The sequence below is a fragment of the Campylobacter concisus genome, assembly GCF_002092855.1.
GTDB lineage: Bacteria > Campylobacterota > Campylobacteria > Campylobacterales > Campylobacteraceae > Campylobacter_A > Campylobacter_A concisus_AI.
In genome coordinates this window covers 339,904-365,177 of sequence record NZ_LVLC01000012.1, presented here as the reverse complement: position 1 = coordinate 365,177, position 25,274 = coordinate 339,904, and the positions used below count along the sequence as shown (strand labels likewise).

28 protein-coding genes are annotated in these 25,274 nt (G+C 36.4%); 18 read left to right on the top strand and 10 right to left on the bottom strand.

Translation table 11 applies throughout. From position 1 onward, the window contains the following. Positions 1-5 precede the first annotated feature (5 nt). From A3223_RS09835 to A3223_RS06050, 8 genes are all read right to left on the bottom strand, one after another. Positions 6-269: a hypothetical protein gene (locus tag A3223_RS09835; RefSeq protein WP_257639260.1), complete on the bottom strand. Its 264-nt coding sequence runs from the start codon at positions 267-269 to the stop codon at positions 6-8. A gap of 237 nt (positions 270-506) precedes the next feature. Beyond that, positions 507-605 carry a hypothetical protein gene (locus tag A3223_RS09830; RefSeq protein ID WP_257639259.1) on the bottom strand — a complete coding sequence of 33 codons (99 nt, stop codon included), beginning with the start codon at positions 603-605 and terminating at the stop codon, positions 507-509. Between the two features lie 144 nt (positions 606-749). Then, complete coding sequence (locus A3223_RS06075; protein ID WP_257639258.1) at positions 750-965, bottom strand: cytochrome c3 family protein; 216 nt, start codon at positions 963-965, stop codon at positions 750-752. A 234-nt stretch (positions 966-1,199) separates the two neighbouring features. Beyond that, the gene (gene hisG, locus A3223_RS06070) at positions 1,200-1,808 is read right to left on the bottom strand and encodes an ATP phosphoribosyltransferase (RefSeq protein WP_084109560.1); all 609 of its coding nucleotides are present in this window, start codon (positions 1,806-1,808) and stop codon (positions 1,200-1,202) included. Continuing rightward, a complete protein-coding gene (locus A3223_RS06065; RefSeq protein ID WP_084109559.1) occupies positions 1,805-2,434 on the bottom strand; it encodes a type III pantothenate kinase in 630 nt (209 codons plus the stop codon). Before A3223_RS06065 ends, hisG begins: the two co-directional genes overlap by 4 nt. Beyond that, a complete protein-coding gene (locus A3223_RS06060; RefSeq protein WP_084109558.1) occupies positions 2,421-2,753 on the bottom strand; it encodes a hypothetical protein in 333 nt (110 codons plus the stop codon). Before A3223_RS06060 ends, A3223_RS06065 begins: the two co-directional genes overlap by 14 nt. Further along, a complete protein-coding gene (locus A3223_RS06055; protein ID WP_084109557.1) occupies positions 2,750-3,757 on the bottom strand; it encodes an L-seryl-tRNA selenium transferase in 1,008 nt (335 codons plus the stop codon). Before A3223_RS06055 ends, A3223_RS06060 begins: the two co-directional genes overlap by 4 nt. Beyond that, positions 3,757-4,320, bottom strand: coding sequence for a hypothetical protein (locus tag A3223_RS06050; protein WP_084109556.1), 564 nt, complete (start codon positions 4,318-4,320; stop codon positions 3,757-3,759). Before A3223_RS06050 ends, A3223_RS06055 begins: the two co-directional genes overlap by 1 nt. 127 nt (positions 4,321-4,447) lie before the next feature. On the opposite strand from A3223_RS06050, the gene gatC reads away from it, so the two are divergent. From gatC to A3223_RS06005, 9 genes are read left to right on the top strand one after another with little or no spacing between them, the layout of a single operon-like run. Beyond that, positions 4,448-4,735 (top strand): Asp-tRNA(Asn)/Glu-tRNA(Gln) amidotransferase subunit GatC, encoded by a 288-nt coding sequence (gatC, locus tag A3223_RS06045; RefSeq protein ID WP_084109555.1) that lies wholly within the window; start codon positions 4,448-4,450, stop codon positions 4,733-4,735. A gap of 10 nt (positions 4,736-4,745) precedes the next feature. After that, entirely contained in the window at positions 4,746-5,885 is a 1,140-nt protein-coding gene (locus A3223_RS06040) for a type IV pilus twitching motility protein PilT (protein ID WP_084109554.1), read from the top strand. After that, positions 5,885-6,496, top strand: coding sequence for a CvpA family protein (locus A3223_RS06035; protein WP_054197121.1), 612 nt, complete (start codon positions 5,885-5,887; stop codon positions 6,494-6,496). Before A3223_RS06040 ends, A3223_RS06035 begins: the two co-directional genes overlap by 1 nt. 1 nt (position 6,497) lies before the next feature. Next, positions 6,498-6,965: a Fur family transcriptional regulator gene (locus A3223_RS06030; protein ID WP_021091630.1), complete on the top strand. Its 468-nt coding sequence runs from the start codon at positions 6,498-6,500 to the stop codon at positions 6,963-6,965. A 4-nt stretch (positions 6,966-6,969) separates the two neighbouring features. Next, a complete protein-coding gene (lysS, locus tag A3223_RS06025) occupies positions 6,970-8,478 on the top strand; it encodes a lysine--tRNA ligase (RefSeq protein WP_257639266.1) in 1,509 nt (502 codons plus the stop codon). Further along, complete coding sequence (locus A3223_RS06020) at positions 8,475-9,719, top strand: serine hydroxymethyltransferase (protein ID WP_084109552.1); 1,245 nt, start codon at positions 8,475-8,477, stop codon at positions 9,717-9,719. Before lysS ends, A3223_RS06020 begins: the two co-directional genes overlap by 4 nt. Then, positions 9,719-10,261: a DUF1882 domain-containing protein gene (locus tag A3223_RS06015; protein ID WP_084109665.1), complete on the top strand. Its 543-nt coding sequence runs from the start codon at positions 9,719-9,721 to the stop codon at positions 10,259-10,261. The genes A3223_RS06020 and A3223_RS06015 overlap by 1 nt, the downstream gene beginning before the upstream one ends. Before the next feature lie 13 nt (positions 10,262-10,274). After that, positions 10,275-11,120, top strand: coding sequence for an SPOR domain-containing protein (locus tag A3223_RS06010; RefSeq protein WP_084109551.1), 846 nt, complete (start codon positions 10,275-10,277; stop codon positions 11,118-11,120). Next, positions 11,117-11,905, top strand: coding sequence for a shikimate dehydrogenase (locus tag A3223_RS06005; RefSeq protein ID WP_084109550.1), 789 nt, complete (start codon positions 11,117-11,119; stop codon positions 11,903-11,905). Before A3223_RS06010 ends, A3223_RS06005 begins: the two co-directional genes overlap by 4 nt. Before the next feature lie 156 nt (positions 11,906-12,061). Here the strand turns inward: A3223_RS06005 and A3223_RS06000 are convergent, their stop codons facing one another. Continuing rightward, the gene (locus A3223_RS06000; RefSeq protein WP_021091622.1) at positions 12,062-13,117 is read right to left on the bottom strand and encodes a TRAP transporter substrate-binding protein; all 1,056 of its coding nucleotides are present in this window, start codon (positions 13,115-13,117) and stop codon (positions 12,062-12,064) included. 91 nt (positions 13,118-13,208) lie between these two features. Here A3223_RS06000 and pyk point away from each other — a divergent pair, with 91 nt between their 5' ends. Then, on the top strand, positions 13,209-14,660 hold the full coding sequence (gene pyk, locus A3223_RS05995; RefSeq protein WP_084109549.1) for a pyruvate kinase: 1,452 nt from the start codon (positions 13,209-13,211) through the stop codon (positions 14,658-14,660). A gap of 211 nt (positions 14,661-14,871) precedes the next feature. Here the strand turns inward: pyk and dnaJ are convergent, their stop codons facing one another. Next, complete coding sequence (gene dnaJ, locus A3223_RS05990) at positions 14,872-16,014, bottom strand: molecular chaperone DnaJ (protein WP_084109548.1); 1,143 nt, start codon at positions 16,012-16,014, stop codon at positions 14,872-14,874. Between the two features lie 121 nt (positions 16,015-16,135). Here dnaJ and A3223_RS05985 point away from each other — a divergent pair, with 121 nt between their 5' ends. The 8 genes from A3223_RS05985 to trpA all read left to right on the top strand — a co-directional run bounded on the left by A3223_RS05985 (position 16,136) and on the right by trpA (position 25,219). Beyond that, entirely contained in the window at positions 16,136-16,807 is a 672-nt protein-coding gene (locus A3223_RS05985; protein ID WP_021091583.1) for a response regulator transcription factor, read from the top strand. After that, a complete protein-coding gene (locus A3223_RS05980) occupies positions 16,804-18,060 on the top strand; it encodes an ArsS family sensor histidine kinase (RefSeq protein ID WP_084109547.1) in 1,257 nt (418 codons plus the stop codon). Before A3223_RS05985 ends, A3223_RS05980 begins: the two co-directional genes overlap by 4 nt. Next, positions 18,057-18,629, top strand: coding sequence for a recombination mediator RecR (gene recR, locus A3223_RS05975; protein ID WP_009294391.1), 573 nt, complete (start codon positions 18,057-18,059; stop codon positions 18,627-18,629). Before A3223_RS05980 ends, recR begins: the two co-directional genes overlap by 4 nt. Before the next feature lie 85 nt (positions 18,630-18,714). Next, complete coding sequence (gene trpD / locus A3223_RS05970; RefSeq protein WP_084109546.1) at positions 18,715-20,331, top strand: anthranilate phosphoribosyltransferase; 1,617 nt, start codon at positions 18,715-18,717, stop codon at positions 20,329-20,331. Next, positions 20,318-20,932 carry a phosphoribosylanthranilate isomerase gene (locus tag A3223_RS05965; RefSeq protein ID WP_084109545.1) on the top strand — a complete coding sequence of 205 codons (615 nt, stop codon included), beginning with the start codon at positions 20,318-20,320 and terminating at the stop codon, positions 20,930-20,932. The genes trpD and A3223_RS05965 overlap by 14 nt, the downstream gene beginning before the upstream one ends. An 8-nt stretch (positions 20,933-20,940) precedes the next feature. After that, positions 20,941-23,280 (top strand): AAA family ATPase, encoded by a 2,340-nt coding sequence (locus A3223_RS05960; RefSeq protein ID WP_084109544.1) that lies wholly within the window; start codon positions 20,941-20,943, stop codon positions 23,278-23,280. A gap of 15 nt (positions 23,281-23,295) precedes the next feature. Beyond that, a complete protein-coding gene (gene trpB / locus A3223_RS05955; RefSeq protein ID WP_084109543.1) occupies positions 23,296-24,477 on the top strand; it encodes a tryptophan synthase subunit beta in 1,182 nt (393 codons plus the stop codon). Continuing rightward, the gene (trpA, locus tag A3223_RS05950; protein ID WP_084109542.1) at positions 24,470-25,219 is read left to right on the top strand and encodes a tryptophan synthase subunit alpha; all 750 of its coding nucleotides are present in this window, start codon (positions 24,470-24,472) and stop codon (positions 25,217-25,219) included. The genes trpB and trpA overlap by 8 nt, the downstream gene beginning before the upstream one ends. Positions 25,220-25,274 lie beyond the last annotated feature (55 nt).

Sequence of the window (25,274 nt, the reverse complement as noted above, 5' to 3'; positions counted from 1 at the left end):
CAAACTTAAATCGCTTGCTTGATGAATAGAAAATTTAGACTTATCCAGCCATACCACCAGCTGGTTTTGAGCGTCTTTATGACTTTTTGTTTTAAAAAATTCCTTTTCTTCTTTTGTAGGTTTATATTCATCTTTGAAGATTTTTTCTTAGCATCAATCTTTTGCTCTAGCATATTCTTCTCATAAATTTTATATGTTAGCTTTCGGTATTCAAGGTAATTTCTAAAGCTAGCCTTATATCCTGCATCATAGTGGCAGCTTACACACATTAGTTCTTTATTACTATCAAATAGTTGTTTGTGGTGAGTATGTATCTTTTGAATTTGTGCTGAAGTGTTGTTAATCTATTACATTTGTGTGGAGCTAGTGCCACTATTATCAAATACGAAATACTCGCGATTTTTTATATTCTTATGCCAATCAATCGCATCAGGATTACCAAAGAAATATACTCAGCCCTCTAAAATATCATCTTTGCCTCTGTTAGAGCGTATTTTGAGGTATTGTTATGTGGTATGTGGTAGTCTACACATCTTGCTTTGATAACCTGTTTTGCCATTATCACTGTGGACGTCATCGTTATATACAATGACCACAGAATCCATCTCATGACAAACTATACAGAATTCATCCCACTTGTATCATCAAGTGTATAATGAACTGCAAAATAACTAAAATCCAAAATTTTACTTATAAAGAATATAAGCACTAATAGTTTTTTGAAATTTTCAAGGTGTTACCCTCCACATTCATTGTGGAATTTCATGCTCGTGGCACTCATCGCAGTATAAAGTCGGACCATCATAAGCTGAGTTGTGAGGATTTGCTTTTAGAGTATCCATAAATTTTAGTCCATCAGCTAAGAGCTTTTTACTCTTATGATAGGATAAGAAGCCATTATCACTGGTCGCTTTAAATTTGCTAGGATTATCGCCTTGGTTTTTGATGGCAATCAATACAATCAAAGCTTAAATGTTCGTGATGAGGCTTTAGCTTATGCTTAGCTCTTAGCTCGCCAGAAACTACTATCTTTGTAATATTTAGATCACTCTTTGGATAAGCACCAATCTATTAAGATAAATTAATATAAAAGTATGCAAATAACTACCAACGCGTTATTCTAAAAGAATTTATAAGCAAATAGTCGGACTTTATATCACTAGAGAAATTTTTGTACTTTATGATAATAGAGAAGGACCTTAAATCTCTTCTTTGATTTTTTTGTAAAGCTCTAAAATCTCATCTTTTTTAATGATAAAACTATTTTTATTTGCTATTAGATAAGCTGAACTTTGCATGATATCGCCAGCGATCTTTAGCCCGTTTTGTTTCATGGTTGAGCCAGTTTCGACTACATCAACTATCGCGTCACTTAGCCCAACTAATGGTGCAAGTTCTATTGATCCATAAAGCTTGATGATCTTTACGGCTACGGCTTGTTTCGTAAAATAATTTCTTGTTATATTTGGCATTTTTGTGGCTATTTTTAGCTCTGGCTGGTTTAGGTCTAGCTCGGAGTCGTTTTTTATGCCAATGCAAACTTTGCACTGCCCGATTTTTAAATCCAGTAGCCTTACAACATTTGGCTTGTGCTCTTCAAGTACGTCAAGCCCCACTACACCAATATCAGCTGCACCTTCAGTGACATAAGTTGGGATATCTTGGTTGCGAACCATTAAAAATCTAAAATTTCCTTCTTCAAGAATTAGTTTTCTGTCTTCAAATAAAAAACTTGAACCAAAAATTTTTCTAAAAATTTCTAGTGTTGCCTCGGCTATTCTTCCCTTTGGTAGTGCTACGGTTATCATATTATCATATCTTTCTTTTCAGTTATTAGCTTTTGCATTGCACGAAAAACAAGCATCTTGTCGCAAATAGCATTTTTAAAAAATTTTGACAAAAAATCGCCATCTCCACCAGTAAAATAGACTTTTTTATCACCGGCTAGCTTATCTAGTAGAGTTATTATCGGTTTAATAATGCCATAACTCACGGCATCAGCTGTTTTTTGTGGTAGTGCATCTATGTCAATTTGTGAATTTATAGTAATATCAAGTCGTGGCGAGATACTTTTGTAGGCGTTTAGCATACTTGAAATGCCTGGCAAGATATATCCTCCAAGATGGATAGAATTTGCCATAATGTCAACTGTTATGGCGCTTCCAGCATCAACGATTACGCCATTATTTATAGAGTAACATGCAGCTATTCTATCTACGCCTAGACCCTGGTATATCGTATCAATAGTAAAAAATGGTTCTAAATTTACAAACATTTTATCATCTTTTAAAAGATTTAAAATTTCATCATTTACGGATATAAAATATACTTTTTTTTCTGGCTTATAGTTTTTAAACTCAGAAATTTTCATACGTGAGATTTTGCCATCTTCTAAAAATGTAGCGTTAGTATTGCCTATATTACACAAAATCATAACATCGCCAATTATTATCTTGTAGCTCTTTTAAGGCTTTAGAACAAATGCCAGAGCTGTAAAATATAGTTTTTTTTCTTAGATTTATTTGGAATTTTGCCTCTATCTTTTTAGAAATTTCTTCAAGTTCCAAAGCCTCTTTGCGTAGCAATCTACTTTTTGCTGTTCTTAAAAAGACAAGATTGTAAAAGCTCTTATTGTCCACTCCCCAAAAGATATCAAGCGTCTTTTTTGTGCTAAATTCACTTGTATTAAGTACTTTGATATCTTTTAAAAGGATTTTTCTGGCTTCAAAAAGCTCCCAAATTTTTTGGTTCATTGTCCTAAATTAACAAGCTCATTATCATAATAAAAGGCACCATTGCCCATAAAGCTTTTATCTTTTATCTCATCGCTAAACTCATAAATTTCAGCTCCACTAAGGTCTAAATTTGTCTTTATAACGTAGCCTGTTTTTTCGATTACGTAAAGCTTATTATTGATAATAGTAGCTGCTGAGAAGATGGCAAATTTGAAATTTACTTTATTTTGCTCTTTTAGCATAAGATTTGTTCTTACGATCGTACCATCTTTTTTAAAGATATAAATTTCATCGTTATTAACTAATACGTCTTTGATCTCGCCGTCATAATAAACTGTTTGGTTTGGGTTAATGACGATAAGTTTTTTAGCTGTTGCTGCGATTAGATTATCGCCCTCAACGCCTAAAAATATGATGTTGTTAAAGAAATTTTCAGAGCTTACGACCACGTCACGTAAAATTCTACCAGTCTCTTTTTGTACTATATAAATTTTGCCATCTAAAGCCGGATAAACGATAAGCGAGCTCATAAAAAATGGTGCTACGATCCTTGAATCAACTGCTGCTATATTAGACGAGCTATATTCCATTATTGTTGTTGCGGTATTTATGTCTATTAGATAGATGTGGTTTGCCGCGCTGATAGCTGCTAATAGGTTTTGATCAAGAGAGGCAGCAACAATTGCTGTTGGAAATTTATTGCTATAAACGCTGTGTCCGCTAGGATCTGTCACATTTAGATCGCCATTTATACTAGCTGAGATGATAAAGCCGTTGTTTTCATTTAAGAAATTAAAATCTTCAGGCAACTTAATGCTTGTATTTAGGCCATTTTTGGTGATGACATTGCCGTTGTCAAGAGTGGCGCCATTTGCATTTGCTGATTTGATATAAGATGGCATATCTTTTGACAAAGAAATTTTGCCAGAGGTTTGAGCTGGCTCGAAATATTGTCTTTTTGTGCCACATCCGCTTAAAACTAAAGCCAAGGCAAAAGCCAAGAAAAGAGTAATTTTTTTCATTATTTTATTCCCTGATAGTGTTTTAAATTTTTAACTAAAGTTTGAAGTTGAGAGTCGAGTGAAATTTTATTAAACTCATCATTTGCTTCTTTGATTTTGTTTTGTTTTAAAAGCTCAAAACCTTTTAAAAGTGTGCTATATTCGCTTAAAATTTGAGTGTTTGCATTACCATTTTGTGAAAGAATAATATCTTTTACTATGGGATTTACTTTTAAATTTGCAAGCTCGCTAATGCTATTTGTCTCATTTTTATCAAGCTTTTGCTGAAGTGAAAAAAGTGCATATAAATTTGGCTCTTTTTCTTTTAAAATGCTTAAGGCATTTGCATCGTTTGGATTTAAAATGAGCTTTGAGTAAGCCAAATTTGCATCTTCAATTCTATTATCATTTATTATTTTGTTCGCATAAAATCCAATAATTGCAATGACAGCAACAATAATGGCAATTATCATAAATTTTTTATACTTTCTAAAGAAACGCTCACCTTTGATCATGCTTTCTAAAAACTGTTCTTGAGCACCAATCTCTTGTTTTATCTGTGTTAGATCTTCTTTTATAGCCAACGCTTTTCCTTTATTTTTAAAAAATTTTAATTCGCAGATTTTAACATAATTAAATTAAAACTATCCCAAAATTAAAGCTTGAATGTGATATAATGGCTCAAAATTAATTAATAAGGTTACTTATATAATGCAAATAGATGATACTCTTTTAAATAAATTAGAAAAACTTTCTGCCTTACAAATCAGTGATGAAAAAAGAGAAGAAGTAAAAAAACAACTAAGCGAGATTGTATCTTTTGTTGATATTTTAAATGAACTTGATCTAAGCAGCGATGAAGCTGTAGTTAGCTCTATAAAAGGTGGCACACCTTTAAGAGAAGATGAGCCAAGGCCAAATGATGTGATTGATACGATCTTAAAGTACGCTCCTTCACGTGAAGGGCATTTTTTTGCTGTACCAAAAATAATAGAATAATGGTAAAAATATGGATCTAATCGAACAGCTTCATGCAAAGAATTTAAGTGTAAAAATACCAGAAGATAATAGCCTTAATAATCTTGCTGGCGATATAAAAACACTTTTAAAAACTGTTGTAAGTGATAAGGCAAGCGATCTTCACCTTGTTTCAAGATCTGAGCCGCAAATAAGAGTAGATGGTGCTTTAAAACCCATTGATTTTGGCGTATTAAGTGGCAAGGATATAGAGAATTTATGTTTTGCTTTGATTACTGATGAACAAAAAAGTGAACTTGAGAATAATAAAGAGCTTGACTTTGCGATTGAGCTTCCAGATATTGGTCGCTTTCGTGGCAACTATTACTATACCATGAATGGCGATTTAGCTGCTGCTTTTCGTATAATCCCAATCGATATCCCATCTCTTGATGAGTTAAATGCCCCACAAATTTTTAAACACATTATTAAGCGTGAAAAAGGTCTTATTTTGGTTACCGGACCAACAGGAAGTGGTAAATCAACAACTCTTGCAGCCATGCTTAATGAGATAAATTTAAATTATAGAAAGCATATTATTACAATTGAGGATCCAGTCGAGTTTGTGCATAACAATAAAAAAGCTCTATTTTCTCATAGAAATATCGGCACTGACGCAACTTCTTACTCAAGGGCTCTAAAATCTGCGGTTCGTGAAGACCCAGATATCATACTTGTGGGCGAGATGAGAGATAGAGAAACGATTTCAACGGCTATTACGGCGGCTGAGACCGGACACTTAGTCTTTGGTACGCTTCACACAAATTCAGCCATTCAAACTATAAATAGGATCGTTGATAGTTTCGATGGAAGTGAGCAATTACAAGTAAGAAATATGCTTAGTGTTTCGCTAACTGCTGTCGTTTCACAAAGCCTGATCCCAAAGATAGGCGGTGGAAGGTGCGCTGTGCATGAAATTTTAATAAACAATATGGCTATCTCAAACTTGATACGTGAAAATAAAATACATCAAATTTACTCTCAGATGCAACTAAATCAACAACAAACTGGCATGAGTACGCAAACTCAGGCTTTGATGAAAGTACTAAAAGAGGGTAAGATTACAAAAGAAAATGCGCTAGCTTATTCAACTAGTCAGCAAGAACTTCAAAATTTAATAGGAACTGTATAATGGATTTAGTAACGTGGTTTGATATTATTATTATTGCTCTTGTCTTGATGCTTGGCATAAAAGGCATATTAAATGGACTTATTAAAGAAGCATTCGGACTTATCGGACTTATCGGCGGCTTAATTATAGCTAGTAGGTTTTCAGATCTATCTGGTGAGTTTATAACTAAAAATATATATAAATTTGAAAATCCTTCATTTTTACAGTTTGTTGCATTTATCTCTCTTTGGCTAGTTTTCTGGATAGTTTGCTTACTAGTTGGTAAATTTTTATCAAAAATAGTTTCAGTAAGCGGACTTGGTTTTTTGGATAGACTTGGTGGATTTGTTATGGGAAGTGGAAAAATTTTCTTAACATTTTCGGCAGTAGTTGCTGTAATATCTGGTACTTCGCTAAATAATATAATTGCTCCTTATTTTGCGAACAGTAAAGTTTATCCGGTTTTGATAGAAACTGGCAAATGGATAACAAATCTTGATGTGAAAAATATCAAAAGTGAGTTAGATGAGATAGTGGCAAGACCAATGGATACAAACAAAACTGATGCATTTATCTCAATGGATGCAAATGCTAGTGTAAATACCGACTCTAATATCACAAAAGGGGAATAAGATGATAGAAAATTTAGAATATGATGCGTTGCTTGAGAAATTCAAAAGAGTGCTTCGCGACAATGGTTTAAAATACACGAAACAGCGTGAAATTTTACTAAAAACGCTATACAACAATGGCGAACACTTTACTCCAGAAAGACTTTATCTTTTTATAAAAGAAACGCACCCTGAGCTAAATATTGGTATCGCAACTGTTTATAGAACACTAAATCTACTTGAAGAATCAGAGATGGTGACATCAATCAGCTTTGGTTCACAAGGTAAAAAATTTGAGCTTGCCACAAAGCCACATCACGACCATATGATATGCAGAAAGTGCGGTCTTATCATAGAATTTGAAGATCCAATGATAGAAAAAAGACAAATCAGTATCGCAAAAGATCATGGCTTTAAACTAACTGGTCACATGATGCAGCTTTATGGAATTTGTGAAAAATGCTCAAAAAATAATATAAAGGGAAAGTAAGGTGATATTTGATAACCAACATGAGATTCAACGACTACAAAGCATAGACGAGCTAAGAAATTTAGGCATTAATCCATATCCGCATTTTCTTAGAAGAGATATGAATATCTCTAAATTTAGACTAAAATTTAACTACATTAATGATACAGAAGAGAAAAAGGCCGAAGGTCAGCTAGTAGGTCTTGCGGGTAGAATAAAACTAATTCGTGATGCTGGAAAAGCGGTTTTTGCAAATATTGAAGATGAAGATGGAAATTTACAAATTTACTTTAGTAATAAAACACTTGATCCAGAGTGGTTTAAAATCGTTAAAAAATACGTAGAGATAGGCGATATAGTCTATGTTAGAGGTTATGCATTTATAACAAGAACTGGCGAATTTTCTATGCATGTAAGCGAGCTCAGCCTTGCTTCAAAGTCGATAAGCCCACTTCCTGAGAAGTATCATGGTTTAGTTGATGTTGAGACAAGATATCGCCAAAGATACCTTGATATGATAATGAACCCTGAAGTTAGAGCTGATTTTAAAAGACGCTCAGTGATTATAAGTACGATTAGAAGATTTTTTGAAGAAAAGGGCTTTTTAGAAGTTGAAACACCGATGCTACACCCAATAGCAGGCGGTGCAAACGCCAAGCCATTTATCACTTTTCACAATGCTCTTGGAGTCGAGAGATATCTAAGGATCGCACCTGAGTTATACCTCAAACGCCTTATAGTAGGTGGCTTTGAGGCTGTTTATGAGATGAATAGAAATTTTAGAAACGAAGGAATGGACCTTACTCATAATCCTGAGTTTACAAGTATAGAGTTTTACTGGGCATACCATAACTATCACGATTTGATGGGTATCACAGAGGATCTTTTTAATGTCATTTTAGACAAGCTGGATATGGAAAAAGTTGTAAATTTTGACGGCATGGAGATTGATTTTAGTAAGCCATTTAAGCGAATAAGCTACAAAAAAGCTCTCGTTGAGATCGGTGGACTAGATGATAATCTCATAAACGATAAAGATAAAATTTTAGCAAAACTAAGAGCTGATGGCCTTGAAGCAAATGAGAAGCTCGATCTTGGTCACTTGCAGGCTGAGCTATTTGATAACTATGTAGAGAGTAAGCTTATACACCCAACATTTGTTATTGATTATCCGATTTCGATCAGTCCACTTTCAAGAAGAAGTGATGCAAATCCTGATGTGGCTGAGAGATTTGAGCTATTTATCGCTGGTCGCGAGCTAGCAAATGGCTTTAACGAGCTAAACGATCCAATTGATCAATACAACCGCTTTAAAGCGCAAATCGATGCTAAAAACGCAGGCGATGACGAGGCACACGAGATGGATGAGGACTATGTAAAAGCCCTAGGATACGGCATGCCACCAGTTGCAGGTGAGGGTATAGGCATCGATAGGCTTGTTATGCTTTTAACGGATAAAAAATCAATACGTGATGTTGTGCTCTTCCCAGCGATGAGGCCACTTAAAAATGAGATAAAGGAGAATGAAAAATGAGTTTGCAAAGCTACGATAAGGACATTTACGATCTAGTAAATTTAGAGTTAAAACGCCAATGTGATCACCTTGAGATGATCGCTAGTGAAAATTTTACATATCCAGAAGTTATGGAAGTAATGGGCTCAATCCTAACAAACAAATACGCTGAAGGCTATCCTGGCAAGAGATATTATGGTGGCTGCGAATTTGTCGATGAGATCGAGCAAATAGCGATTGATAGATGCAAAGAGCTTTTTGGATGTGAATTTGCAAACGTTCAACCAAACTCAGGCTCTCAGGCAAATCAAGGCGTTTACGGCGCCTTACTTAATCCAGGTGATAAAATTTTAGGCATGGATCTAAGCCACGGCGGACACCTAACTCACGGCGCGAAGGTAAGCAGCTCTGGTAAGATGTATGAGAGCTTCTTTTATGGTGTCGAGCTTGATGGCCGCATAAACTACGATAGAGTCATGGATATCGCAAAGATAGTAAAGCCAAAAATGATCGTTTGCGGTGCAAGCGCATACACAAGAGAGATCGAGTTTAAAAAATTTAGAGAGATAGCTGACGTCGTTGGTGCGATACTCTTTGCAGATGTTGCTCACATTGCTGGTCTTGTTGTTGCTGGTGAGCATCAAAGTCCTTTTCCATACTGCGATGTCGTAAGCTCAACTACGCATAAAACCCTAAGAGGCCCAAGAGGCGGTATCATTATGACAAACAACGAAGAGTATGCTAAGAAGATAAATGCCTCTATTTTTCCAGGCATTCAGGGCGGACCACTAGTTCATGTCATCGCAGCAAAGGCAGTTGGCTTTAAGCACAACCTTAGCCCTGAGTGGAAAATTTACGCCAAACAAGTAAAAGCAAACGCTAAAAAATTAGGCGAAGTACTAATAAAAAGAGGTTTTGACCTAGTGAGTGGTGGTACCGATAACCATCTAATTTTGATGAGCTTTTTAAATCGTGAATTTAGCGGTAAAGACGCTGATATCGCTCTTGGAAATGCTGGAATAACGGTAAATAAAAATACGGTTCCAGGCGAGACAAGAAGCCCATTTATCACAAGTGGTATACGTGTTGGTAGTCCTGCGCTTACGGCTCGTGGGATGAAAGAAGCTGAGTTTGAACTAATAGCAAACAAAATAGCTGATGTGCTAAGCGACATAAACAACACATCTTTGCAAGAGAAGACAAAAGCTGAGCTAGTTGAACTTGCTCATAAATTTATAATCTATGATAAAGCGACATTTTGATGCAAAGTATTGATACGGCACTTATAAAGATTATTACAACTCACTACTATATCAAGCGCGATACGATCGTTAATAAAATAGAATATAGAGGCAAAATTTTCTTTGATAAATTTGAAAAGATCAACGAGCCACTAACTTATAGTGTCATGAAAGAGCATGAAGAGGGTAAGGCCGTTATCGCACACTCTTTAATAAATGCATACGATAAAGTTGAGAATATAGTCTTTGACTATAACGGCAGAACCCCTGATAGATTTTGGCATAAAGCACAGCTTCTTTTAAGAGAAGAAGGATTTATAAATTTTACAGCCTACGAGAGTAAGATGCCAGGACATCTGCATCTTTATGTGCATAAAGGTCACACTACGCTAAATGAGGCTTGCCAACTAGCAAATATGCTCAACGCAAAGCTTTCGCAGAAGTTGCCTAAAGAGTGGAGGATGTTTCCAAATATCGATATGCCAAAAGAATTTAACATACTAACTTTACCTTATAAACTCTATCAAAAAGAGCGTGGGGCAAGTTGGTCAAAATATATGTAATTAAGGATAAAAAGTGGAAAATGATGAGTTAAAAGATATTCTTTTAGAAAGAGATGATGACGCAAGAGGATTGAAGCTAAAAAAACTTCTTATATTTATAGCAGCTCTTATTATACTTTTTTTGATCATTGTAGTGGCTATGAAGCTAGTAAATTCAAGCGATCCTTCACAAGCTCAAAATGAAGCTGATTCAAGACTAGTGCTTCCTCCAGTACCAGCTGAGCAGCCAGTAGATAAACAAGCTCCGATAGCTGATACAAATTCAGACAATAAAAAAGGCGATACACAGCTTTTTGAGCAAGTACCGATCGTACCTGAAAATAAGCAACAAGATGAATTTGAAGATATGATCAAAAAGCTAAAAGATAAAGAAAACAATAAGCCTGTTTCTAAAACTGAAGAGCCAAAAGAGATAGTTAAGCCTATCGAAAAGCCTGCTGAAATACCAGCAAAAAAAGCTGAGACAAAGGTAGATACTCCAGTTAAAAAAGTCGAAAAAGTCGCAGCTACTGATAAAAAGAGCGAGGCAAAATCAGCTAAGACTGAAAATAAAGTAGATAAAAAGATTGAAAAGAAGGTTGAAACCAAAATAGAAAAAACGGATAAAAAAGCTGAAGTAGCTAAAACTGAACCTGCTACAAAAGGCTCTTATGTTCAAGTATTTGTGACTAGTAAATTTAATCCAAATGCTGAATATATGAAGAAGATCGCTGCTAAGGGATATAGCTACAATACTATAAAAGTTGGTGAACTGACTAAAATTTTAGTTGGTCCATTTGATGAAAAAACGCTTCAAAAAGCAGTAGGCGATATTAGAAAAGATATCAATAAAGACGCTTTTATCTTTAGAGCAAAATGAAAACATTCGCAGTCTTTGGAGATCCAATAGCTCACTCGGTATCTCCGAGGCTGCACAATAAAGCCATTGCAGACCTGGGCTTAAAAGCACTTTACACAAGAGTCTTGCTAAAAGATGGCAGCGAATTAATCAATAAATTTAAATCCTTAAAATTAAATGGTGCAAACGTAACGCTTCCACATAAAGAGTGGGCTTTAAATTTAGCCGATGAAGCTTCAGATATAGCTCGTAAAATAGGCTCTGCAAATACGCTTGTGCTTAAAAATGACAAAATTTATGCATACAATACAGATGCACCTGGATTTTTAAAAGCAATAAAAAATTTTAAAGATGTAAAAAAAGCTATTGTTCTTGGAGCTGGCGGTACTGCAAATGCCATAACTTATGCATTAAAAGAACAAGGTGTTGATGTTTGCATACTAAATAGAAGCAAAGATAGGCTTGAGAAATTTAAAGATGAGTACAAATGCTTTAGCTGGGATAACTACGAAGAGCAAAAATTTGATCTAGTCGTTAACTCGACCTCGGCTGGATTAAAAAATGATCTTTTGCCAGCACCCAAAGAAATTCTAAGAAGCATTTTTAAAGATACTAAATTTGTATTTGATGTGATTTATGGCAAGCAGACACCATTTTTAGAAATGGCAAAACAAAACAATCTTATTGTAAAAGATGGAGCCGATATGCTTTTATATCAAGCGGTTTTGGCACTAAATTTATTTTTTGATAATACGCTTGATGAGGTAAAAATCGAGCGTTCAATGAGAGAAATTTTCTATCTATAATAGTCTCACTAGTATTTATATTTTATAAAATTTATGCAAGTATAGTTTTGTGCTAAATTAAAATTTACGGCTTGTATAAAACGTTTTGATTAAAAATTTTGTTGAAAGTAATTTGGTAGAAAATAAAAAAGCAGGGAAGATCCCTGCTAAATTTTACTATTCATTTGTTTTGATATAAGCGTAGTCTGAAATTTTAGTCCATTCTCTTGCTTTTTTAAGGAAAGCTCTTTGCGACTCAACGATCTCTTTAAATAATGGATCTTTCGCGCTCTCTTCATCAAGAAGTTCATTCGTGGCTTTTTTAAGAGCTGCGATTACTTCTGGTGGAAATGATTTTACTTGGATATCAGGATACTCGCTCTTCATTTTATCCCAGTACTCGACATTTGAATAAAATACTTTTGTATTTGCATCTCTTGCTACTTCGGCTGCAGCTGCTTCAAAGATCGCTTTTAGGTCATCTGGAAGCTTCTCGTATGATTTTTTATTAAAGAAAAATTGAGTTTCACCGTTTGGCTCTTGCCAGCCTGTGTAGTAGTATTTTGCCACTTTGTGAAAGCCAAGTGCCATATCATAAGCTGGGCTAACCCATTCGACTGAGTCGATCGTTCCCATCTCAAGAGCCATGTAAAGCTCACCAGTTGGGATAGTATTGATGTTAGCGCCAAGTTTAGCGTAAATTTCACCACCAAAGCCTGGAATTCTTATCTTTAAGCCTTTGATATCATCTAATGATTTGATCTCTTTTTTAAACCAGCCACCCATTTGCATGCCGGTATTTCCAGCTCTAAAAATTTTGATATTGTATGGATCGTAAACTTTTGCCTCAAGCTCCTTACCACCGCCAAATTCATACCAAGCTGTTTGCTCATCAGTATTCATCATAAATGGAGTTGCTGTAAAAAATATAGTTTTAGCATCTTTGCCTTTATAATAATAGCTACTTGTGTAAGTAATGTCGTATTGACCGCTTTTAGCAAAATCAAGCATTGCAAAAGGTGATTTATGCTTTGATGGATAATCAATCCTTAGCTCAAGTCTGCCATTACTCATCTTTTCAACTTTATCCTTTAGCTCTTTTGGTACATCACCAAGCACTGGCATAGTGCTCTCCCATGAGCTAGCAAGCTTTAGCTTATAAACTTTATCATCTCCCATAGCAACGCAAGCAACAGCTGCTAGACCAAGAGACGCTAATAAAAATTTATTCATATCTTCTCCTTTGAAATTTTGCCTATTATACAAAAAATTACATTATTAAAATGTGTTATAATCGCAAAAATCAAATTTATGGGGCATAAAAATGATAAAAAAGACAAAAATCGTAGCTACTTTGGGGCCAGCGAGTGATAATGAAGAGACAATGGAGGCGATGGTAAAAGCAGGTGTCAATGTCTTTCGTTTAAATTTTAGCCATGGGACACACGAATACCATAAATCAAACATTGACAAGATAAGAAATATCGAAAAAAAGCTAAATAAAAGAATAGGAATTTTACAAGATATCTGTGGCCCAAAGATCAGAGTTGGTAAGCTTAGTGAGCCATTTTATCTAAAGGCTGGTGATGAACTAAGTATCTATGCTGATGAGATTATCGGTGAAAAAGTTGAGAAGGGAATTTATAAAGTAAGCCTAAATCAGCCTCAAATTTTACCAATGCTAAAGGTTGGCGAGTATGTCTATCTCTATGATGGCTCTATAAGAGCAAAGGTTGTCAGCGAAGGTAAAGAAGTAGTAAAAACTATCATTGAAAATGATGGAATTTTAAACTCAAATAAAGGCGTAAATTTTCCAAATACAGCCCTTGGCATCGAGATCATCACGCCAAAAGATAAAGAAGATATGAAATTTGGCGCAAAACATGGCGTAAATTTTGTTGCCATTAGCTTCGTGCAAGATGCAAATGACGTAATAAAGGCAAAAAATATCTTAAAAGAATTTGGCTCAAGAGCTGCCGTTTTATCTAAGATCGAGAAATTTGATGCGGTTGAAAATATAGACGACATCATTGCAAAGAGTGATGGTATCATGGTAGCTCGTGGCGATCTTGGCATAGAAGTGCCATTTTATAAGGTTCCAACTATCCAAAAGCTCATCATCAAAAAAGCAAATGCAGCAAGCAAGCCAGTCATCACAGCAACTCAAATGATGCTAAGCATGGCAGAGCATGAGACTGCCACAAGAGCAGAGATCAGCGACGTAGCAAATGCCGTGTTAGACGGCACTGATGCTGTTATGCTAAGTGAGGAGAGTGCGATCGGTAAAAACCCAGTCGCAGTCGTAGAGGCGATGAGTAAAACGATCATACAGACACAAAGTATCTATCCATATAATAAATTTGATGAGTTTGACTTTTTTGACGAGACTGATATGGTGGCAAGTAGTGCTGCATCTCTTGCTGTTCGCATAAAAGCAGATGCATTAATCTCAATCACTGGCTCAGGAAAATCAGCTATAAAATTAGCTAGAAACCGCACAAACATCGACATCATCGCAGTCGCTCACGATGAACAGACATCGCACATGCTTACTCTTGCTTGGGGTGTTACGCCAGCACTTGTACTAGAAAAAACAAAGCTTAGCTCACTTTTAGCAAATGTCATGAAAAAGGCGTATGAAGAGGGATATGTCGAACACGACAAGACCTATCTTGTCACAGCCGGTCACCCTACGGGCGTTGAGGGTAGCACGAACCTTATACGTATCATCAGACGCGATCAGCTTGATTATTATTTGGAGCTTGCAACTGAGTAAATTTATACTCTCTTGCAAATTTTAAAATTTTGCTTGTAAAAATTGACGGCTAAAATTTGCCTTTGCTTTTTGCTTAGCTCAAATTTTATAGCCGAAATTACTCCTTCATGAAATTTTAAAATTTGTGTGAAATTTACTTGTAAAAATTAGGATATATAAAATTTATTTTGAAAGAATTTGTGACGTCAAATTTAACGTCACAAATTTAAATTTATTTTTTCTTTTTGCCTTTTGGCTCATCGCCTTTAAACCAGCTTTTTATCTTATCAAAGACGCTTTCATCGGTATTTGATTTGCCTGGTTCTATGCCAAAGCTAGCTTGAAGCTTATTTAAAAGCTCTTTTTGCTCATCGCTTAGTTTTTCAGGCGTTTGAATAGAAATTTGCGCTACGAGCCTACCTTTTTTGCGCGAATTTACGCTTTTGATACCTTCATTTTCAAAGATAAATTGCTGCTTATCCTTTGCTCCAATAGGTAGTTTTAGCTCAGTTTCTCCTCGAAGCGTTGGAATTTTTATACTCTCGCCAAGTATAGCTTGCGTGAAAAAGACAGGAATTTCTAGATAAACATCGTCGTTGTGGCGAATGAAATGCTTGTCTTCTTTTACGTTTATACTTACATAAAGATCGCCTTGAACGCCGTTTGTGCCGATATTGCCTTTACCAGCTACTCTCATTCTCATGCCGCTATCAACGCCTTCAGGGATGGTAATCTTTACAGTTTGTTGCTGGATTTTATAAGCTTTTGCGTTACAATCAGGGCAAGGCTCACTTATTACTTCACCGCTTCCGTGGCAATATGGGCACTCTTGGACGATATTCATAAAGCCATTTCCACGTGTTATCCTGCCACTTCCGCCACAGTGCTGGCAAGTCTTACTTTTGCCGTCTTTACTGCCGGTTGCATTGCATGTTGGGCAAGGCACTTTTTGATCAAATTTTATCTCTTTTTCACAACCAAAAATAGCTTCGTTAAACTCCAAATTTATAGGAATTTCAAGATCGGCTGAGTATTTTTCTGAGTATCTTTTTCTCTGCCTAGAACTACTTGCAAAACCGCCACCAAAAAATGAGTCAAAAATATCTGAAAGATCAAAATCGGCACTAAATCCGCCACCGCTACCAAATCGACCCTCAAGGCCTTCTTTGCCGTATCTGTCGTAGATAGAGCGTTTTTGCTCGTCGCTTAAAACTTGATAAGCTTCATTTATTTGTTTAAATTTTAGTTCAGCCTCTTTGTCGCCAGAATTTCTATCTGGGTGATATTTTAAAGCAAGTCTTCTAAAGGCTTTTTTGATCTCATCTCCGCTTGCATTTCTTGAAATTTCAAGGATTTCGTAATAGTCAAATTCCACATTTTTCCTTGTTAATTAAGCTTATTTTAAATATGGGATTTTACCCAAAAAAGTTTAAATTTAAAAAAGAATTTACATTTTTGCCGTATAATCTCTACATTTTTAATAAAAAGGATAATTCATGGTTAATGTTTTAATGATAGAAGACGATCCAGAATTTGCACAAATTTTATCTGAATATCTTGATAGTTTTAATATAAAAGTTACGAATTTTGAAGATCCATATTTAGGACTTAGTGCTGGGATAAAAAACTATGATTTGTTAATACTTGATCTTACTTTGCCGGGCATTGATGGGCTTGAGGTTTGTAAAGAAATTCGCCAAAAATACGACATTCCTATCATCATAAGTTCGGCTAGAAGTGATATTAGCGATAAGGTTGTTGGACTTCAGCTTGGTGCTGATGATTATTTGCCAAAACCATACGATCCAAAAGAGATGTATGCTCGTATCACAAGTCTTATAAGAAGATATAAAAAGACAAATGAAGTACAAGAAGAGGTCGTTGATAGCGCATTTAGGATTGATGATAAGCGTCACGAGATTTACTTTAACAATGAGCCGTTGGCACTTACTCCAGCTGAGTATGAAATTTTAACTTATCTCATTAAGCAACACAGCTTTTCAGTATCACGCGAACAGCTAGTTTATAATTGCAAAAGCCTAAAAGATAAAGATTCAAAGAGCTTAGATGTTATTATCGGACGCCTTAGATCAAAAATCGGTGATAGCTCAAAAGCCCCAAAACATATATTTTCAGTAAGAGGCATAGGATATAAGCTTATCGGATGAAATATTCCATAACTACGAAGATAACTATTATCTTTGCCATAGCTTTCTCGCTGATGTGCTTGCTCTTTGTAACTTTTGCAAACATTCAGCAAGAAAGCGCTTTAGAAAAACTAAAGGATAGACAAATAAGTGCGATGAACTATCTTGTCGCACTCTATGAACGTGGAAATCCCCCAAGAGATTTAGAACATTATTTTAAAAATTTTTACCTAGAGTATGTTGGAAATAAGAATTTAGCCACTTCGATAGCTACAAATGGAACTGTTGTTTTTACGCAGCATACACCTCTTGGAGTGGTGCAATCGGTTAATTACAAAGGCGATTTGTATTTGCTTATTAAAAACCCGTCTTTTCAGCTGCTTCTTGAAAGTAACGACGCAAGACACGTAAATGATCCGCTTTGGGTCGCATTTTTGATAGTTTCAGCCCTTCTCATCTCACTTTATGTCTCGGTTCTCAGAAGTCTTTCGCCACTTAGAAGGCTTAGTAAAGACATCAGAAAATTTGCCAGCGGAAATATGGAAATGGCGATGACAGCTAGGCTAAATGAAAACGAGCAAGACGAGATCGGACAGGTTGCGGTTGAGTTTGATAACGCCGTTTGCAAGATCAGAGAGCTCATCCGCTCAAGGCAGCTATTTTTGCGTGCGATTATGCATGAGCTAAAGACTCCGATTGGCAAAGGCAGGATCGTCTCTGAAATGGTCGCAAACGAGACCCAAAAGATGAGGCTCATAAACGTTTTTGAGCGCCTTGAGATGCTGATAAATGAATTTAGCAAGGTTGAGCAGCTCCTTTCTAAAAGCTACGCACTAAACTATCAAGAGTGCCATTTCTCGCTCATTTTAGAGCAAGTGCAAGATATGCTCATGCTTGATAAATTTGAAGAGCGAGTGAGCTGCGATATCAAAGACGACGTTATTTTAAGAGTGGATTTTCAGCTTTTTAGTTTGGCGATTAAAAATTTGATAGACAATGCCCTAAAATACGCAGAGGATAAAAAGGCTATTTTGATCTGCGATAGCGAATTTATAGCAGTTAAAAATTTAGGTAAAAAGCTAAATCATCCGATTGACTACTACAAACAAGCCTTTGTTAGAGGCGATAAGGTGAGTGCAGGAAGCGGTATGGGGCTTGGACTTTATATCATCGAGCAAATTTGTCAGATGCAGAAATTTGAGCTTGTTTATGACTATGAAGACGGCTATCACGTCTTTAAAATTTTACTTAGATCAAAGGCAAAGCGAGCATGAAAAGAGGCTTAGAAAAATTTAACGAGCTAACTGAGTCTTTTGCAAAGCTCCCTGGTGTCGGTAAAAAATCAGCCGCAAGGTTTGCCTATTTTGTCTGCATGCAAGATAGCTTTGCAGGGCTAAGACTTGCTCAAAATATCGAAGATGCGGTGAGGTTTATCAAACGTTGTGAGCGTTGCGGTGGGCTAAGTGAAAATGAAATTTGTGATATTTGTAGCGACGAGAGTAGGGATAGTGAGGTTATATTGCTGGTTGAGAGCCCAAAAGATATCTTAGTCTTTGAGCAAAATGGCATTTATAACGGCCTTTACTTCGTGCTTGACGAGATCGACGAGGATGCCATAGAGAGGCTGCGAAGTGCGATCAAACAAAATGGCTCAAAAGAGGTCGTTTTTGCCTTTACGCCGGGGCTAAATTCTGACGCGCTTATGCTTTACGTCGAGGATAAGCTAGGGATGAGTGAAATTTCATTTAGCAAGATCGCCCAGGGCGTGCCAACTGGTGTAAATTTAGAAAACGTCGATATGCTCTCACTTTTAAAAGCCTACGAAAGCCGTACAAAAGCCTAATTAAACTTTCTTTTAGTTATAATTTTGCCTAAATTTATAGAAATTTAGGCAAGGCTCAGCCGCTGCTAAATTTAAAGGATATAGGTTGATTTTACTTATAGATAATTATGATAGTTTTGTTTTTAATGTTGAGCAATATGTAAAAGAGCTTACAGATGAAGAGGTTAGATGCGTTAGGAATGACAAGATCACGCTTGACGAGATTAAAAAACTAAACCCAAGCAAGATCATTTTAAGCCCAGGGCCAAAGCACCCAAAAGATAGCGGAGTTTGTTTAGAAATTCTAAAAGCCGACCTTGGCGTGCCGGTGCTTGGAATTTGCCTTGGACATCAAGCTATAGGGCTTAGCTTTGGCGCAAAGATAAAAAGACTAGATGACCCACTACACGGCAAAACCTCGTTTATTGACGTGAAAAACAAAGAGCCACTTTTTGCTGGGCTACCTGAGCGCTTTGAGGTTATGCGCTACCACTCGCTTTATGTCGATGAGCTCCCAGCTTGCTTAAGCGCTGATGCGGTGAGCGATGATGGCGTAGTAATGGCACTTAGCGTAAAAGATAAGCCGATCTTTGGTATCCAGTTTCACCCTGAGAGCTACTTCACACAATACGGCAAAAAGATCGTTGAAAATTTTGTAAATTATAAAGCAAAAGATGAGGTAAAAGAGCCAAAAATTCGCTCGCTTAAGCCATATCTTATCAAGCTTCAAGAGAGCATACCGCTTGATGATAGCGACTTTGAGCAAATTTGTGAGATAATAGCCAGTAAAGAGTACGAGATCGTGCAGCTTTCAGCCCTTTTGGTGCTCATTAGCGAAAAGAGCCTCTATCCAAAAAGCCTCGCTGCGCTTGCGAAAAATATCCTAAAATACTCGCAAACCTACCGCGACGATACGCCTATGATCGATCTTTGCGGCACAGGAGGCGATGGTTTTAAGACGATAAATATCTCAACAACTGTGGCATTTATCCTCGCAAGCCTTGGCGTAAAGGTCGCAAAACACGGCAACAAGGCAGTTTCAAGCAAGTCGGGTAGCTCTGATGTGCTTGAAATTTTAGGTGTCAAAAGTGAAAAATCACTGGCAAAACAGCGTGAAAATTTAGCTAGTAAAAATTTAGCCTTTTTCCACGCGCCATTTTTCCATCCGCTAGTTGGTGAGGTGAGAGAGGTGCGCCAAAGACTTGGCATAAGGACCGTTTTTAACGTGCTTGGACCGCTTTTAAATCCAAATTTAAACCTTACAAACCAGCTAGTTGGCGTCTATCACAAACCAGTGCTAAAGCTCTACGCCCAGACGCTTAAAATCCTTGGTAGAAAGCACGCTTTGGTCGTTCGCGGCGATGACGGACTTGATGAGATCACGCTTTGTAGTGAAACAAGCGTTGTGGAGCTAAAAAATGGCGAAATTTTTGAATACAGCATCACGCCAGAGCAGTTTGGCTTTAAAAGAGCGCTTCACAGTGACATCGAGGGCGGTACACCTGAAGAAAACGCCAAAACCTTGATCCGTACGCTAAAAGGCGAGGAACAGGGGGCGAAATTTGACATCGTGGTCTTTAACGCGATGTTTGCACTCTACGCGGCTGATGGCGCAAAGAGCCCAGACGAGGCCAAAAAAATGGTGCTTGAGGCGATAAATTCTGGTAAGGCGTATAAATTTTATGAAGAGTTTATAAAGGCTGGGGCTAATGGCGCTAGTTAAAATTTGTGGCATCAAAACGCTAGATGAGGCAAGTGCGGTTTGTGCTTTGGATGTTGATTTTATCGGGCTGATATTTGCCAAAAGCAAAAGAAAGGTCGAGCTAAATTTAGCTAGGCAGATAGCGAAATTTGCTCACAGCAAGGGCAAAAAAGTAGTTGGAGTTTTTGCGGAGCAAAGTGAGTGCGAGATAATGGAAATTTGCCAGTTTGCTGGTCTTGACGTAGCTCAGGTGCATGGAGCGGTGAGTGAAAATTTAGAGGCAAATTTAAAAGACATGGGGCTTGAGATCTGGCAGGTTTTTAGCGTTAAAGATAGCTTGCCAGAGGTTGATTTTAAGCATTTTGACATGGCGCTTTTTGACTGCAAGGGCGAAAATGCTGGCGGAAACGGCACTAGCTTTGAGTGGGAAATTTTAAAAGAGGTTAAATTTAAATTTGGCATGGCTGGGGGCATAGGCGAGCACAATATAAAAGAGGCGCTGAAATTTAAGCCATATCTAGTCGATATCAACTCCAAAGTCGAAAATGAAAACGGCATAAAAGATGCGCAAAAGATAGAGAGAATTTTAAATGTAGTAAAATTTAACAACACATTGGAGTGAATAATACAATGTTTAGTAATTTTTGTGGCATAAAAATTCAGGGAAAGTGCTTTCAAAGTGAAGTAAAATTAAATTTTTTTGAGAAAGAGTACCATAGATTTTGTTTAATCTATGGCAAAAACGGAAGCGGTAAAAGCACTATTTCTCAAGCTTTTGATACCGTCGAACAAAACAATCAATCTCTTATTGCTAGCCAAATTATAGACAAAAGCGGTGCAGCAGTAGATTTAACAAACGAAGATCAGAAAAAGAATATTTTTGTATTTAATGAAGAGTATGTAAATAGTAAAGTTAAAATTAAAAATAATGGTTTAGACGCGATAGTTTTACTTGGAAAAGCGAAAGATATAGATGAGAAGCTTGAAAAAATAGAAAATATTAGAGAAATTAGAACTCAAAGAAAACAAGGCTACGAACAAGAATTAAAGAAATATGAGGATGATAAAAATACAGATAACCCTAAAAAATATGAAAATGATGTGGTGGAAAATTTAAAGAGTAATTTTGCCGAACGAGAGAAAAATATTCTAAGAAGGCAAAGTAAAATTCTGCAAGACAAAACAATAAGTTTTGCAAAAAATATCATAGACAATTTTATAACAGATATAAATTTAGATCAATTAAAAAATAATTTTAATGAAAAACTTATATCTTACAAAGGTGTCCAAAGTGATTTAAATTTTACAGAAGAGATAAGGCAGTTAAATTTTGAAGAAATTAAGCAGCTTTTGCTACATCAAGTAGAACAAAAACAATTAACCCCAAGAGAAGAAGAAATAAAACAAGCCATAGCCGAAGCAAACCACATAGTAACTAAAAATATAATGGAAAGTGATAAAGATATTTGTCCATATTGCTTCCAAAAACTAACAGACGAATATAAAAGAGAAATTTTATCAAGCTTAGAAACAATATTTAATCCAGAGGTACAAAACCATCGAGCGAATTTGGAAACTAGGAAGCAGGAAATTCAAAATTTACTAAATTATTTAAAAAATTTGCCGTATATTGATAAACTAGATAAAGATTTATTTGATATTATAAAAATACAAATTGATACTTGTCAAACTGAAATCACTGAAAAACTAAATCAAAAGATACAAAATCCTTTCTTGGCCTTAAATTTAGATGCAAATTTTGATAACTTAGTTAATGAATTAAATCAAAATTTAGAGCAGCTTGAGAAAAAAAGACAAGCTTTTATGGCACAAAAAGTTAGAGCAAATGAGCTAAAACAAGAGCTTGAAAAACTAAATAAACAAATAGCCTACTACGAGATAAAAGATAATTTTAACTATTATGAAGAAAAGCTAAGAATTAAGCAGACTTTAAATAGTAAAAAAGATCACAATGACAGACGACTGGAGTGTATAAGTAGTAAAATTTCAGAACTAAATGCTCAAAGAATGCAGATAAATATAGCCCAGGATAAGATTAATGAGCATCTAAAATATATATTTTTTAAAGAAGGTAGGCTTGAGCTTGGTGAACCAAACGAGCAAGGACAATATGCCTTAAAATCAAACGGTAATAGAGTAAAAGCCAAAGACGTCTCGACCGGCGAGCGAAACGCCATTGCATTAAGCTATTTTTTTACCGAAATTTTCAAAGGCGAGAATAGTCAGGAATTTTATACAAAACCAAAATTTATAGTTATAGATGATCCAATTTCTAGCTTTGATTTTGAAAATAGAGTTGGGATGATGTCATTTTTAAATTACCAAATTCATAAAATTATGACCGGTTGCAATAAAAGCAAGATGATAATTTTAACTCACGATTTGATGAGCGCGTTTGATATACAAAAGATTATTGGCTCACTACCACAAATAAAAATCAACGATAAAAATGAAGTAATTTTTATACAAAGAGAACTAAAAAATCAGAAGTTAGTTAATTTTGGTAAAAATTATTCAGAATATAAAACTCTTTTGAAAAAAATTTATGATTATGCAAATAACTCCATATCAGAAAGTGAAAATATTGGCAATAATATGAGAAAAGTACTAGAAGCCTTTGGCACATTTAATTATCAGTGCGGTATAGAAGATATCGTAAGAGACAAAACAATAGTAGCAAATCTAAGCCCAGAACAACAAACTTATTTTGAAAATTTAATGTATCGTTTGGTTTTGCACAGCGAAAGTCATGCAATGGATAAAACAAAAACTCTTGATTTTTTCTCGTGCATTAGCGAAAGTGAAAAACAAAATACTGCAAGAGACATCCTTTCTCTTCTATACTTGCTAAACAAGGTGCACCTGCAAAAGTATTTACAAAAAGAACAGGTAGAAAAAATAGAGCAGTGGGTTAGAAATTGTAGGATATCAAACAACAGAATAAATTAAAAGTAAAGGATAAAAATGAATATTAAGGCATATTTTGGAAAATTTGGCGGGCAGTTTGTGCCTGAGACGGTGATGTTTGCCCTTGATGAGCTAGAAAACGCCTATGTTAGCATCGCAAAGACAAAAGAGTTTAAAGACGAGCTTGATGATCTGCTTAAAAACTACGTTGGTAGGCCTAGTCCGCTCTTTTTTGCAAAGCGCCTAAGCGAGCACTATGGACATGAAATTTACCTAAAAAGAGAGGATCTAAACCACACTGGCGCGCACAAGATAAATAATGCCCTAGCTCAAGCGCTGCTTGCTAAAAAAATGGGTAAAAAGAAAATTTTAGCTGAGACTGGAGCTGGTCAGCACGGCGTGGCAACAGCGACTGCAGCGGCACTTTTGGGCTTGGAGTGTGACGTATATATGGGCGCTACGGACGTGGCTAGACAGCAGCTAAATGCCTTTCGTATGCAGCTTCTTGGCGCAAAGGTGGTGAGCGTAGAAGATGGCTTAAAAACGCTAAAAGAGGCGACTACAGCAGCCATACAAGCGTGGGTAAATGAGATAGAGAGTGCATTTTACGTCATTGGCTCAGCCGTTGGTCCGCACCCATATCCAAAGATCGTGCGTGACTTCCAAAGCATCATCGGCACAGAGGCCAAAGCTCAGCTTGCAGACTACGGCAAAAAGGCTGACTACGTCATCGCCTGCGTCGGTGGCGGTAGTAATGCTATTGGTATTTTTAGTGCGTTTTTAGATGATAAGAGCGTAAATTTAGTAGGTATAGAAGCTGGCGGACTTGGTATAGAGACGCCTTATCACGCAGCTACGCTTAGCAAAGGTAAAACTGGCATCATCCACGGCATGAAAACGACGGTCTTGCAAGATGAGTACGGCATGATCTCGCCAGTTCACAGCATCTCAGCAGGCCTAGACTACCCAGGCATAGGCCCAGAGCACGCTCACCTAAACGACATCAAAAGGGTAAAATACGAAGCCGTAACTGACGATGAGTGTATAAATGCTTTGTATTTTCTAAGCAAGATGGAAGGCATCATCCCAGCCATCGAGAGCGCGCATGCACTGGCATATCTAGAAAAGCTTTGCCCAAAACTAGATAAAAAAAGCGTCATAGTCGTAAATGTCTCAGGCAGGGGCGATAAGGACATAAACACAGTTATCGGCTACGAAAAAGGAAAAATTTATGGATAAGATAAAAAGTGCATTTAACGGCAAAAAGGCAAACATCGGCTACATCGTGGCTGGATATCCAAGCTTAGAAAAAACGAAGGAATTTTTAGAAAATTTAGATGAGAGTACACTTGATCTAGTTGAGATCGGCATCCCTTACTCTGACCCGCTGGCTGATGGTAAACTCATCGCGCAAGCTAGCTTTGAGACGGTGCAAAATGGCGTAAATACAGACGTTGTCTTTGATATGCTTGAGAGTTGCAAGGCAAAAGTGACAAAGCCACTTGTTTTTCTAGTTTATTACAACATTATCTTTGCTTACGGCGTTGATAAATTTCTAAAAAGATCAGTTGAGGCTGGAGTTAGCGGCTTTATCGTGCCGGATCTGCCTTGCGAGGAGTGCGAGGAATTTGCTCTAAAATGCAAAGAGTTAAATTTAAGCCTGATACCACTTATCAGCGTCACATCTGGTAGTAGAGCGGATGGAATTTTAAAATTTGGCTCAGGATTTATCTACGCTCTTGGCGCGATTGGCGTTAGTGGTTCAAAAAGGGCTGATGAAGATAGGATAAAAAATTTGGTCCTAGAGCTTAAGAAAAAGAGCGATCTACCAGTGGCTGTTGGCTTTGGTATCAAAAACAAAGATGATGTTAATGAAGTAAAAAAATATGCTGATGGAGCGATAATAGGCACGCAAATAGTTAAGCTTTGTGCCGAATTTAGTGGTGAAAAGCTAGTAAAAGAGATAGATAAACTCTTTTAAAATGCTTAATAAATTTATAGCTAATTTAGTAAAGCCAAAGTATAATTGAAAATGC